The organism is Microbulbifer maximicatervae (SeqCode) (assembly GCF_052467825.1).
On record NZ_CP174327.1, the window covers coordinates 115,865 to 128,584 of the forward strand.

At 51.6% G+C, this 12,720-nt stretch carries 10 protein-coding genes; 2 read left to right on the forward strand and 8 right to left on the reverse strand.

Features of this window, described 5'->3' with window-relative positions:
- Positions 1–125: 125 nt before the first annotated feature.
- A complete protein-coding gene (locus tag ACJJII_RS00575; protein WP_282933807.1) occupies positions 126–449 on the reverse strand; it encodes a TfoX/Sxy family protein in 324 nt (107 codons plus the stop codon).
- Positions 450–844: 395 nt separating this feature from the next.
- Positions 845–4,711: a phosphoribosylformylglycinamidine synthase gene (gene purL / locus ACJJII_RS00580; RefSeq protein ID WP_444917953.1), complete on the reverse strand. Its 3,867-nt coding sequence runs from the start codon at positions 4,709–4,711 to the stop codon at positions 845–847.
- A gap of 413 nt (positions 4,712–5,124) precedes the next feature.
- Here purL and mltF point away from each other — a divergent pair, with 413 nt between their 5' ends.
- Both mltF and ACJJII_RS00590 read left to right on the forward strand, forming a co-directional pair.
- Positions 5,125–6,603 (forward strand): membrane-bound lytic murein transglycosylase MltF, encoded by a 1,479-nt coding sequence (gene mltF / locus ACJJII_RS00585; RefSeq protein ID WP_444917954.1) that lies wholly within the window; start codon positions 5,125–5,127, stop codon positions 6,601–6,603.
- Positions 6,604–6,687: 84 nt separating this feature from the next.
- Complete coding sequence (locus tag ACJJII_RS00590; RefSeq protein WP_444917955.1) at positions 6,688–7,092, forward strand: hypothetical protein; 405 nt, start codon at positions 6,688–6,690, stop codon at positions 7,090–7,092.
- Between the two features lie 25 nt (positions 7,093–7,117).
- Here ACJJII_RS00590 and ACJJII_RS00595 read toward each other — a convergent pair whose 3' ends face one another.
- Genes ACJJII_RS00595 through mtnP form a run of 6 tightly spaced genes read right to left on the reverse strand, consistent with a single transcriptional unit; the run spans position 7,118 to position 12,489 of the window.
- A complete protein-coding gene (locus ACJJII_RS00595) occupies positions 7,118–7,771 on the reverse strand; it encodes a TIGR04282 family arsenosugar biosynthesis glycosyltransferase (RefSeq protein WP_444917956.1) in 654 nt (217 codons plus the stop codon).
- Positions 7,764–8,438 (reverse strand): TIGR04283 family arsenosugar biosynthesis glycosyltransferase, encoded by a 675-nt coding sequence (locus tag ACJJII_RS00600; protein WP_444917957.1) that lies wholly within the window; start codon positions 8,436–8,438, stop codon positions 7,764–7,766. The genes ACJJII_RS00595 and ACJJII_RS00600 overlap by 8 nt, the downstream gene beginning before the upstream one ends.
- Positions 8,438–9,913 carry a dihydrolipoyl dehydrogenase family protein gene (locus tag ACJJII_RS00605; protein ID WP_444917958.1) on the reverse strand — a complete coding sequence of 492 codons (1,476 nt, stop codon included), beginning with the start codon at positions 9,911–9,913 and terminating at the stop codon, positions 8,438–8,440. The genes ACJJII_RS00600 and ACJJII_RS00605 overlap by 1 nt, the downstream gene beginning before the upstream one ends.
- Before the next feature lie 7 nt (positions 9,914–9,920).
- Positions 9,921–10,604, reverse strand: a complete 684-nt coding sequence (locus ACJJII_RS00610; protein ID WP_444917959.1) for a TVP38/TMEM64 family protein — start codon at positions 10,602–10,604, stop codon at positions 9,921–9,923.
- Positions 10,605–10,636: 32 nt separating this feature from the next.
- A complete protein-coding gene (arsS, locus tag ACJJII_RS00615) occupies positions 10,637–11,584 on the reverse strand; it encodes an arsenosugar biosynthesis radical SAM (seleno)protein ArsS (RefSeq protein WP_444917960.1) in 948 nt (315 codons plus the stop codon).
- A gap of 5 nt (positions 11,585–11,589) precedes the next feature.
- On the reverse strand, positions 11,590–12,489 hold the full coding sequence (gene mtnP / locus ACJJII_RS00620; protein ID WP_444917961.1) for an S-methyl-5'-thioadenosine phosphorylase: 900 nt from the start codon (positions 12,487–12,489) through the stop codon (positions 11,590–11,592).
- Positions 12,490–12,720 lie beyond the last annotated feature (231 nt).

Here is a 12,720-nt window from a genome sequence, read left to right on the forward strand (position 1 = left end):
GCTGAGTGTAGGCCGTACAGAAGTCAACGCGTAGAAAACAGCGAACTCACGCCAACTCCTGACTGCTAATCACTCACCATGCAATAAAAAGAAACTAATTTGCTAAGTTCAGTGAATATAAGCGATTATTTTGGAGGAAGTGAGCCCGCAAATACCGCTCCACGACTGACCCAGTTATCCAAATCCTCTGCGACAGCATCTTCTTCCACATACACCATGCCTTTTAAGGGGCGCCCGGTGTAATCCATAGGCCGGGTATAGCGTTCGGCCAACGCAGTTTGATACTCATCAGGCCCAACCCGGACCATCAACTCCTCTCCAACAACCCCACAGGCCATATTGCCATTCAACATAAAAGCGAGACCTCCAAACATCTGCTTTTCACTGAGGCCTTCATTTCCCTGAAGTAATTTGCGCACTTTTTCAGCCAGAGTTTCGCTGTACGCCATAGTTTTCTCCTTAATCACTTTTACCAGGCAGGAATACCCCCTCAGAAACTGCTTTTTTCTGAAAAGGTTAAAAACGATGAAATTTGAAAAGAATCGAGCGGAATTAAATGTGAACCCTAATCCCAGCAAGACATTGGATGGAGCAATGAGCAAGTAAACTGCAAATACAACAGATAACTGCACCATAGCAAAAACGTTATTTCGAATAATCGTTTAAGTATAGCAGTAGCTGAAGTTTCTACTTTAAGGAAGGGAAAAAATACGCCAAGAAATGAAAGGGCTGAAAAATATTACAAAAATATTTCTATTTTTACTAAAGATTGTGGTGACCTGAAACGGCCACCACAATCTTTACGCGTACCTCGGCAGGCAAAAAACCGAGGGAATGACTTGTCTTAGTCGACAAACACCCGCGCGTTGCGGAACAAGCGCATCCAGCCGGAATCTTCTTTCCACTCATCTGGATGCCAGCTATTGCTGACAGCTCGAGCAACACGCTCAGGATGCGGCATCATAATAGTCACGCGGCCATCTTCAGAACTCAGGGAGGTAATACCATTTACCGAGCCGTTGGGGTTGGCCGGATAAGTTTGGGTGATTTCCCCTTTGTTATTCAGGTAGCGCATCGCGATAGTGCCGGAAGCTTCACACTTCTCCAGCGCCTGCTGGTCAGCAAACTCTACGCGCCCCTCACCGTGAGCAACGGCAACCGGCATGTAAGTACCCGCCATACCTTTAAACAACACGGAAGGTGAGTCTTCAATGCCTACCAGTGCGAAGCGCGCTTCATACTGCTCAGAGAGGTTGCGCACAAAGCGCGGCCAGTGATCAGCACCTGGAATCAGCTCTTTGATCACCGAGAACATCTGGCAACCGTTACACACCCCCAAGCCGAAGGTTTCGTTGCGATTGAAGAAGCCCTCAAACTGATCGCGGGCACGATCGTTAAAGAGGATGGTTTTAGCCCACCCCTCACCGGCACCCAGTACGTCGCCGTAAGAGAAGCCACCACAGCCCACCAAGCCTTTGAACTCATCCAACGCTACACGGCCAGACAGGATGTCACTCATATGTACGTCGACAGCGTTAAAGCCAGCGCGGTGGAAAGAGTGCGCCATTTCCACTTGGCTATTCACACCCTGCTCTCGCAGTACAGCAACTTTCGGGCGAACACCTTTAGCGATATAGGGTGCGCTGATATCGTCGTTGATATCGAAAGTGAGGTTTACTGTCAGGCCCGGGTCTTCCTTGGCAATTGCAGCGAATTCCTGCTCGGCACACTCGGCGTTATCACGCAGGGACTGGATACGGTAGCTGGTTTCCGACCAGATCTGCTGCAATTCAGCACGAGAGCGCTTGAAGATTTCAACACCGTTATTGGTGATGCACAGGTGTTCGTTATTGTTCAGGTAACCGATCTTGTGGGTGGGTACACCCACAGCGGCAAAGCGCTGTACCAGCATATCCGCTTCACAGGCGGGAACCTGCAATACCGCACCCAGCTCTTCACTGAACAGCGCCGCAATCGGGTCTTCACCCAATTCGTAGATTTCCACATCCATACCCACGCGGCCGGCAAAGCCCATTTCCGCCAGGGTTGTAAACAGACCGCCGTCAGCGCGGTCGTGGTAGGCCATGATCAGGTCTTCATTCAGAGCCTGCTGTACCACCTCGAAGAAACCTTTCAGCTTCTTGGCATCGTCCAGGTCTGCGGGCTTGTCACCCAGCTCGTTGTAGACCTGCGCCAGACAGGAACCGCCCAAGCGATTTTTGCCGGCACCCAGATCGATAAACAGCAACTCACTCTCACCTTTATCGGTGCGCAGCTGCGGTGTCACTGTCTTGCGGACATCAGTTACCGGAGTAAAGGCAGAAATTACCAGAGACAGCGGTGCAGTAACCGATTTCTGCTCACCCTCTTCCTCCCAGGCAGTGCGCATAGACATGGAGTCCTTGCCCACCGGGATGGTAATGCCCAATTCAGGACACAACTCCATACCCACCGCTTCTACGGTTCGATAAAGTTTTTCCTCTTCACCCGGATGGCCCGCTGCACACATCCAGTTGGCGGAGAGTTTGATATCGGACAGTTGCTTCACTGGGGTACAGGCGATATTGGTAATTGCCTCACCCACTGCCAGACGGCCCGAGGCCGGTGCATCCAGCAATGCCACCGGGGTGCGCTCACCCATAGACATGGCTTCGCCGGCGTAGCTGTCATAGGCAACGGTAGTTACCGCGCAATCGGCCACCGGCACCTGCCAGGGACCGACCATCTGATCGCGGGAAACCTGACCGGTTACAGTGCGGTCACCGATAGTGATCAGGAAGCTCTTGCTAGCCACTGTGGGCAGGCGCAGCACCCGCTCAGCCGCTTCATTCAGGTCGATATCTGCTGTGGAAAATGCCTTACTTTCCACCTGGCGAGTTTCTGCTTCACGGTGCATGCGCGGCGGCTTGCCGAACAACACCGACATCGGCAGGTCCACAGGCTTGGATTCGAATTGCTTGTCATTTAACAGCAGGTGCTTGTCTTCGGTAGCTTCACCGACAACGGCGTAAGGCGCGCGCTCACGCTCACAGATTTGCTCAAAGCGCTCCAGGTCTTCCGGCATCACTGCCAGTACATAGCGTTCCTGGGATTCGTTACACCAGATTTCCAGCGGGCTCATACCCGGCTCATCACAGGGCACATTACGCAGTTCAAAATTACCGCCAGTACCACCATCTTTCACCAACTCGGGGAAAGCATTGGACAAACCGCCCGCACCCACATCGTGGATAAAGGCAATGGGATTGCTCTCACCCAGCTGCCAGCACTGGTCGATCACCTCTTGGCAGCGACGCTCGATTTCCGGGTTTTGGCGCTGTACTGAAGCGAAATCCAGATCTTCAGAGCTGGAGCCGCTGGCCATACTGGAGGCTGCACCACCACCGAGGCCAATCAACATGGCCGGGCCACCCAGCACTACCAGCTTGGCACCGGGGGAAAACTCGGGCTTCTCTACATGCTCTTCGCGGATATTGCCGTAACCACCAGCCAACATGATCGGCTTGTGATAGCCACGACGCTCGCCATCGAAATTTTCTTCAAAGGTACGGAAGTAACCGCAGATATTCGGGCGGCCAAACTCATTGTTAAATGCTGCACCACCGATCGGGCCTTCGATCATAATATCCAGAGCGGTAACAATACGCTCAGGCTTGCCGTAGTTGGCTTCCCAAGGCTGCTCCCAGCCGGGAATGCGCAAATTGGAAACCGTAAAACCGGTCAGGCCCACTTTTGGTTTGGAGCCACGGCCAACTGCACCTTCATCACGAATTTCACCACCGGCCCCGGTACCAGCACCGGAGAAAGGAGCAATCGCGGTTGGGTGGTTGTGGGTTTCCACTTTCATCAGCAGATGAATGGCTTCAGTGCTGAAACCGTATTCCTTGCTGTCAGGATCCGGGTAGAAACGCCCCGCTTCGCTACCAGTAACGACGGCTGCATTATCCGCATAGGCGGACAACACATTGTCACCACCCTTCTGGTACGTATTCTTAATCATGCCGAACAGGGAGTGCGGCATTTCTTCGCCGTCGATGGTCCAGGAGGCATTAAAGATCTTATGGCGGCAGTGCTCGGAGTTTGCCTGGGCAAACATCATCAGCTCTACATCTGTGGGATTGCGCTCCAGCTCTTGGAAACTGGTGAGCAGGTAATCAATCTCATCCTCAGCCAAGGCCAAGCCCAAGGTGACATTGGCATCTTCCAGAGCTTCGCGACCGCCCTCGAGAATATCCACACCGCGCAACGGGCGCGGCGCTTCTTCCACAAATAATTGCTCAGCTTGAGCAAAATCGGTGAATACCGCTTCAACCATACGATCGTGTAAGCGGGAGGCCAGCACAAGGCGTTCAGCTTCAGTTAACTCGACACCGGTAACGTAGTAGGCGATGCCACGCTCCAGGCGATGAACTTTGTTCAGGCCAGTGTTATGAGCAATGTCAGTAGCCTTGGAAGACCAGGGAGAAATTGTGCCCGGACGCGGCACTACCAGGATCAACTCGCCTTTCGGCTCGTGCTTTTCCTCGGTTGGGCCATATTGGAGCAGTCGCTCCAGCAGGGCCATCTCCTGGTTATCCAGTGAGTCGCTGTCTGCAAAGTGAACGAACTCAGCGTAGAGATCGTCGATGGTCGGTTGCAGCGCGCGCAGTTGATTGAGCAGGTTTTTATGGCGGAATTTCGACAGTGCAGGAGCACCACGCAGAACTAACATTGCGGGAGATAGCCTCTTGTCTAAATGAGAAAGATTGCGCGAATGGGATTTCGCACAAGGCCCCGGAAATTTGAGAGGCGCAATTGTACCTGAAGCATCGCCACTCCAACACACCCGCCCGACACTTGGGTACACATGAACTAATTAGTAACCTGAATGTTCAAAAGACCAGCAAGCTTGGCTGTAAATAAACCAACTTTGTATCAAAGCCAGGTTCGCATACCTAAGTCTGTAATGCTTTGCAAGCGCGCAGATCACAGTGTTCAAAAGACAAACTGGGCAGATTGTCGTCAAATAATGTAAAATTGGCGGACTGCGTCAAATTTTGCCCTCGTATTTGAGAGCGAAATCGACATACAGGGCCTTAGGCACAACAGCAAATAAACCAACGGACTAGCTAGAGGGGACAGCCTATGATGATGAAAAGCCGTATGCTGCGCTACGTCCGCCGTGTGTGCAAAGGGATCGCCCTGTCCTGCTGCGCCTCCCTGCTGGTTGCCAGTAAAGCACCTAATACGCTCGAGCGTGTCAAAGCCACCGGTGAATTGGTTGTCCTGTCACAAAACGGCCCCACCACTTATTACGAAGACGCCTCCGGCAACCCGACGGGCTTTGAATACGGCATGCTGCGTGCATTTGCTGAGGAGCTGGGGGTGAAATTGGTAATTCGCGACGTGCACGATTTGGACGAAATGTTCAATCAGCTGCGCGACCCGGAGGGTGGTGCGCACTTCGCGGCTGCCGGCCTCACGGTAACTCCAGAGCGTCGCGAACAAGTCCGCTTTACCCCATCCTATTTTGAGATTCGCCAACAGGTTATCTACCGAGTTGGCGAACAGCGGCCGCGCAAAACTAGCGATCTCGAAGGAAAAAAGGTCGCTGTCATCGCGGGTAGCGCTCACGCAGAAGAAATGAAGAAACTCTCCGCCCGCTATACCGAGTTGGATTGGGAGGAAGTTTCCGACGTGGACGCCATGGAATTGGTAGAGATGGTGCAGGAAGGAAAATACAATTATGCAATTGTCGATTCCAACGCCTATGCAGTTCATCGCGGCCTTTACCCAAACACCGCGGTTGCGTTCAACCTCACCCAGTTCCAGCCGGTTTCCTGGGCCTTCCCACAAAGTGATGACGACAGCCTCTATCGCAGTGCACGCCGCTTTATGTTGCGCGCCAATACCAATGGCATGATTGCCCAGTTGCGGGAAGAGTTTTTTGGCCACGTCAGCGACCTAAATGTGGGCGGCGCCAAGGCCTTTGCCAAGCGCAGCCGCGAGCGCCTGCCCCAGTGGCGCGGCACCATGCAAAAGGTTGCCGACCAATATGACCTCGACTGGCACTTACTCGCGGCCCTCAGCTACCAGGAATCCTATTGGAATCCGCGTGCCCGCTCTCGCACCGGTGTACGCGGCCTGATGATGCTGACTCTGAACACCGCAAAAGATCTCGGTGTAAACCGCCTGAACCCCGAAGAGAGCATTGAGGGTGGTGCCCGCTATATCGTACAAATCCGCAACAAACTGCCGGATCGCATTCGCGAGCCCGACAGAACCTGGATGGCACTGGCTGCCTACAACGTAGGCTATGGCCACCTTGAGGATGCCCGGGTACTGACAGAACGAATGGGCGGCAATCCAGATCTTTGGCCCGATGTGCGCGAACACCTGCCCCTTCTGGCCAAGCGCCAGTATTACAAGACCACCAAACACGGCTATGCCCGAGGCTGGGAGCCGGTGACTTATGTACAGAATATCCGCCACTATCAAGCCCTGCTGAGCTGGAGTAGCCGCATCGAGGAACAACGACTGGCCGCAGCCAATGATGAAAACGGTGGGATCCTTGCTGAGAACAGCGCAGTGAATTCCGAAGCCAGCGCCGCCCCCGCTCTCTAATCCCCGCTTAACCTGGCCGAAGAAAGCCCCAAATATCTCCACCTTAATCTATATTCATCTGGTCCCGGTTGGAGTGCCTGAGCGATGGATAATCCAGATACGGTAAGAGAGATCGAGCAGTTTATTGACTACCTCGTGCAGGCCGGGGTGTACTGCAGAGAAGACGAACTGGAAAGTGTCTACCACCGGGAAATGGAGGTCTTCATACTAGATCCTTCGGACCGGGTCACGGTGGCAGACAAAACGGCCTTCATCAATATGTTTAAAGCCAAGCGTGACGCGGGTGAACTACCTCTCAACGGCTGGAAAAAAATTCACCACATAGTGGCAAATGAAAACAGTGCTTTAGTGATCTTCTCGCGAAAAAACAATTTGGCTGGCCAGGAGCAACTGTTAAAACTGGCGATCGATTTGGTGTATGAAGATGGGCGCTGGCAGGTCACGCGGGAAGTTATATTCCTAGAGCCAGCACTTCCTGGTTCAAGCTAGAAATACCCCTTACTCTCGATTGCTTTTAATCTGCTTCCCGAAAATCTGCCAGACTCCTCGAAAGAGTTCTAGGTAAAAACTGCAAATCCTCAGGGTCATCAATATCTACAAGCACATCCAATTGCTGACACTGCATATCACATTCCTGTAATCGCTCCAGGGTTTGCTGGGCAACGACTTCAGTACTCCAACATATATCTTCAAACAAGCGAGAATGCAGCTGCCTCAAGCCCAATAGGGTGTAGCCACCATCATTTGCGGGATACATAACGGAGTCTGTATGCACTAGTGCCATAGCTGCGGCTCGGAGTCTTTCTGCATTTAATGCAGGGCAATCTGTCCCCAACAAAAAGAGCCCCTGGCCAGCGGCATAAGAACTTTTCGCAGCCCGCCACAAGCGCTGACCGAGATCACCTTCTGACTGGCTGTAAAGCGTTACCCCCTGAGGCAACTTGAACTCCTGCCAGAAAGGATGCCGGGAGTTGGGCGCAGCATGCAGCTCGACAGGGCCCAGACCCGCCTTCACCGCTTCTGCCAATGTATCCTGCAATAACTGTAATGCGAGAGCGGCTGCGCCCTTCTCTCCCAAAGTAGGAATTAGCCGAGTTTTTGCATACCCTGGCAACGGAGCCTTAGCCATCACTACAAGACGCATGGGCGGCAATAGAAAACTACTCATAGCGCTTTGCCAAACTCTCTGCTGATACGCCCCGCCAGTAATCAAAACGCAATCGCCACATCAATAAAATAGTTCTCAATACGCCGTACTTTTCCCAGCGACGCCCTGAGGTTTCTACTTTTTCCCGAGAACAATAGGGCCAGTAATAACTACGCAAACGACGACTCAGCTCAATATCTTCCATCAACGGCTGCACAGGGAATCCACCGATAGCTTCGAACAAACCACGGCGCACAAAAATGGCCTGATCCCCTGTAGCAATACCACTAAAACGAGAGCGTAAATTAACCAAAGTCGCAATCAAGGGAAACCAAAAACTGTGTCCGACAATTTGAATATTAAAACGCCCCCAGTGGGCATTCTCCTTTTCGAGGTTTGCGATGGACTTGTGGGCATCTGCGGGTAGACGGCTATCGGCATGCAAAAACACTAACCACTGACCTTTAGCCATTAACGCACCAGCATTCATCTGAACCGCCCTACCCCGAGTGGCGTGGACCAGCTGCAAACCAGACTGCTCTAGAATCTCAACACTACCATCGGTACTGCCGCCATCTACGACAATAACCTCACAATCTTCCTGCGCGTTCAATTGCTGCAAGTGATCCAGTAAAGAGGCTATTTGTTCCTTTTCATTTAATAGAGGGACTATCACACTGAACTGCATTAGTTGCGCCTCCAGCGGTTAAAAACCTCTAAGAAACGTAAAATAGCTGCTGGTGCGTGAGCACGTTTCCAATTGCCCGCGACAAATTTATTGGCTTCACTCATCGTGGGATAGATATGAATCGTTGAGAGTATCTTATTCAATCCCAGCCCATGTTTCATCGCCAAAATAAACTCCGCAATTAATTCCGCTGCATTTTCTCCGACAATGGAAACACCGAGTATTTTATCTTTCCCCGGCACCGTGAGTACTTTCACAAAACCTCGGCGCGCACCATCGACAATCGCTCGATCTAAATGTTCGAGATCGTAGCGGGTTATCTCGTAATTAACATTCTGTTTACGAGCGGCCTCCTCAGAAAGGCCAACACTGGCCACCTCAGGATCAACAAATACAGCACTGGGAACTAATGAATAATCTACGGCAAATTTTTTGAGATCACCAAAAAGTGCATTCACCGCCGCATACCAGGCCTGGTGGGAGGCCATATGGGTAAATTGATAAGGTCCAGCAACATCTCCTGCAGCAAGAATATGGGGATAGGTTGTACGCAGGTATCCATCCAATTGAAGCCTGCCACATTCCTGCAAACCCAAGTTTTCAAGCCCAAGACCTGCCAATTTCGCTTTTCTACCCAGCGCCAGAATTACTTCATCAAACTCCAACCTAACCTTATTGCCCTTATTCTGAACAATTAGGGTTCCACCCTTTCGTTCGGGACTACCCTCAAATTCAACGGCTTCATGATCTGTTAATATTTCTACACCATCGCGGGTGAGCGCCTCAGCTACAGCTGCAGATACTTCCGTATCAAGCTCCGGTAATATAGTGTCGGATCTTTCCACCAAGACGACTTGCGAACCGAGCCGGACCAATGCTTGTGCCAGCTCACAACCTATTGCCCCGCCACCTAATAACACCAGTCGGCGGGGCGGGGCTTGTAGCTGGGTAAAGCGATCCCACAAGGTATCGCTTGTGAGGTAATTCACTTGATCGAGTCCGGGAAACGGCGGGGCACTCGGCTCAGCGCCGGTAGCCAATACAATAGCTCTCGCCGTCAGTATTTGCTCTCCCCCATCGTTTAGACAGGTCTTCACCGTCCAGGGGTCTACCAACTCTGCGCTTCCCTGTAGTACTTCAACCCCAAGCTCGGTATAGCGCTCAACACTGTCGTTGGGTTCGATTGCTTGAATAGATTCTCTGACATGCTGCATAACCCGGGGAAAATCAATTACGGGCTCTTGAAGAATAACGCCAAACTCACTTGCACATCGCGCCCTATGGGCCTGCCGCGCACACATAATTAATGCTTTGCTGGGTACACAGCCGGTATTGAGACAATCACCACCCATTTTACCCGCTTCGATCAGAGTAACTTTTGCTTTAACCGCCGCAGAGATATAAGCCGTGACCAAGCCCGCCGCACCAGCACCAATTACAATTAAGTTACGATCAAATTTCTTAGGTTTCTGCATAAATCGATCACCCGGCCTGACGCCTGCGCTTAAGCCAGTTGAGCGCATATTTTGCAATTAAGGGAAACACACCCAATAGAACAAAAGACAATAACAGTGGCAAAGATAAAATATCCTTGAGATTTTCCACTCTCATCAACTGGGTGCCGGCATTTACGTAAACTATCGTACCCGCCAGCATTCCGAGCTGACTAACCCAGTAGAAAGTCCAGGCTTTAATATGGGTGAGCCCCATCAGGATATTAATTAGGAAAAAAGGGAAAGCCGGCACCAATCGCAGCGCAAAAAGGTAAAATGCCCCCTCCCGCTCAATTCCCTTATTGACGACTTGAAGCCGCTCGGAGAAACGCCCCTGAATATAGTCCCGGAATAAATATCGAGCCATTAAAAAGGCCAGGGTGGCACCGATACTGGAAGCAAAAGAAACGATTACAGTACCCCAGAAAAGACCGAACAATGCGCCGGCTGCAATAGTTAGAATTGCTGCCCCGGGAAGTGATAAGCCAGTCACCAAAATATAGAAGACCAGAAACAAAAACCCGACTAAAAGCGGCGACGACATCTGCCAGCGTTTAAAGTCCTCCGCTCCATCCTTTAACTTTTCCAGGCTCAACCAGTGGTGCAGATCAAGCACGTAGAAAGCCGCCACCAATACGACAATAGCGGCTACCAGCAGGATTTTTTTACTCATCGTTTTCAGGTTCCATCTGCCTTAACAGAAAGCTAGAGAGCCCCACCACAACTACTTCCCTGCCCGGCTGTACAACCATAACAGTGATCTGCAACGCAAATTGCCGCGCCCTTTAGATCTATCTCGATTAAATCTCGCAAATGTAATCGGCCGGGAATAGGCATGTTGAGTTGTTGGTTAAAATCGCAATCAAATAGATTTCCCTGCCAATCGACGCTAACCAAGCTACGACACATAACATCAGCGAGATTATCCGCACTGTAACTGTCTTTGAGTAGCGCCATATAATCGTGAAACTGCCCCTTGGAAATCAGCATCGAACCAAAACGCTTGATTGGCATATTGGTGAGAGCGAACAAATGATTAAATTTAATGGAGAAGTGGTTCGCCAACTCTCTTCGGTAGTCCGCCTCCAAGGCACTTTGCTCCGGGGGTAAAAAGGGTCCCTGGGGGTTATAGACCAAGTTGAGCTCTAAGCCACTGCCGGGCTTGCCATAGCCCAATGCATTTAATTTTTGTAACGCCGCAATGCTCTTATCGAATACCCCTTTACCTCGTTGCTTATCGACATTATCGATTGAGTAACACGGCAGGGAGGCAACGACCTCAACCTGGTTTTCAGCGAGGAATTCAGCAGTATCTTCCTGGCCCGGCTCAAAAAGAACTGTCAGGTTACAACGATCTATTACATGCACTCCGCGCTCTCGCGCCCCTCTTACAAGGGATCGAAAACCCCAGTGCAATTCCGGGGCCCCACCAGTCACATCCAGCACACGGGGTTTACGGACCGTAAGAACTTCCAATAATAGCGCCAAATTGTCGTCCGACATCATCTCGGTTCGATTAGGTCCAGCATTAACGTGGCAGTGTAAACAGCGCTGATTACAACGGTAGCCAATATTGACCTGCAAGGTCTCAATGGCCCCTCGGTGCAGGGAGGGGAAATCCGATAGCTCCAGCAGGGGTAAGGTCTCACGCATCGATATTACTGCTCCATTTCTTCAAGCTCTGGTTCTGTCGGAGCGAGCAGTGGTTTTATTACAGCTTGTGTTTCCTCAGGCATAGCTTCGAGGGGAGTCACCAGACCACTCAACAGTGCTGTATGAGCGGAGGACTCCGGTTGCTCAGCACCTAAAATACGTATGGCTTCCATCGCAATCTGCTGCGCGCGCGTGGCATTTTGTTGAAGATTCGCAATCGCTACCTCTGCGGTTACCGCTTCCTCACGAGGGTGCCAACAATCATAGTCAGTAGCCATAGCCAGCGTGGCGTAGGCAATTTGTGCCTCCCGGGCCAACTTGGCCTCAGGCATATTGGTCATGCCGATAACCGACGCCCCCATACTGCGATACCAGTGGGACTCGGCACGGGTGGAAAACTGTGGGCCCTCGATACAGATATAACTGCCGCCCCGGTGTAACTCAATTGGCTGCTCTGCCTGGGTCAGCGTGAAAGCACGCGCCAAACTATCAGCGACAGCAGGGCATACAGGATCGGCCATGGACACATGGGCAACCGCACCATCTCCAAAAAAGGTACTCTGCCGCCGGCGAGTCATATCAATGAACTGATCGGGGATTAACATATCCAGCGGCCGTACCTCTTCCTGTAGGGAGCCCACAGCTGAGAGAGACAGGATGTAGCGCACGCCGAGCTGGCGCAGGGCATGGATATTTGCCCGATAAGGCACTTGAGAGGGGATCAGGTGATGATTGCGACCATGACGGGCCAGGAAAGCTACTGGCACACCTGCGAGCTTACCGCAGACAATGGCGTCCGAAGTCCTGCCAAAGGGAGTGTCGATATGGACCTCCTCCACCTCAGTCAGCCCCGGCATATCGTAAAGGCCACTTCCTCCAATCACCCCAATCAATGCCCTGGTCATATTCGCTCCTAAACAATTGGTTTTCGGCAGTATAGGAGTGGGGGCAAGTCGTGTATATCACCAGCTACGAGAAAGGAAAATTAGAAAAGCAGTGGCATCTATATTACCTATACCCCTGGCCGCTAAAATTTGACAGGTAAGCTAGAGTTACTCTTCAGAATTTAGATCAATAGGACGCCACGATTTACAGCTTACGATAATGAATTTTTATTCGCCACATTAAGAGCTGAC

Excerpts from the sequence above, each read along its gene's own strand:
- ACJJII_RS00600 (WP_444917957.1), bottom strand. The coding sequence starts at position 8,438 with ATGCAGTTCAGTGTGATAGTCCCTCTATTAAATGAAAAGGAACAAATA.
- mltF (WP_444917954.1), top strand. The coding sequence starts at position 5,125 with ATGATGATGAAAAGCCGTATGCTGCGCTACGTCCGCCGTGTGTGCAAA.
- ACJJII_RS00590 (WP_444917955.1), top strand. The coding sequence starts at position 6,688 with ATGGATAATCCAGATACGGTAAGAGAGATCGAGCAGTTTATTGACTAC.
- ACJJII_RS00575 (WP_282933807.1), bottom strand. The coding sequence starts at position 449 with ATGGCGTACAGCGAAACTCTGGCTGAAAAAGTGCGCAAATTACTTCAG.
- ACJJII_RS00595 (WP_444917956.1), bottom strand. The coding sequence starts at position 7,771 with ATGAGTAGTTTTCTATTGCCGCCCATGCGTCTTGTAGTGATGGCTAAG.
- mtnP (WP_444917961.1), bottom strand. The coding sequence starts at position 12,489 with ATGACCAGGGCATTGATTGGGGTGATTGGAGGAAGTGGCCTTTACGAT.
- purL (WP_444917953.1), bottom strand. The coding sequence starts at position 4,711 with ATGTTAGTTCTGCGTGGTGCTCCTGCACTGTCGAAATTCCGCCATAAA.
- arsS (WP_444917960.1), bottom strand. The coding sequence starts at position 11,584 with ATGCGTGAGACCTTACCCCTGCTGGAGCTATCGGATTTCCCCTCCCTG.
- ACJJII_RS00610 (WP_444917959.1), bottom strand. The coding sequence starts at position 10,604 with ATGAGTAAAAAAATCCTGCTGGTAGCCGCTATTGTCGTATTGGTGGCG.
- ACJJII_RS00605 (WP_444917958.1), bottom strand. The coding sequence starts at position 9,913 with ATGCAGAAACCTAAGAAATTTGATCGTAACTTAATTGTAATTGGTGCT.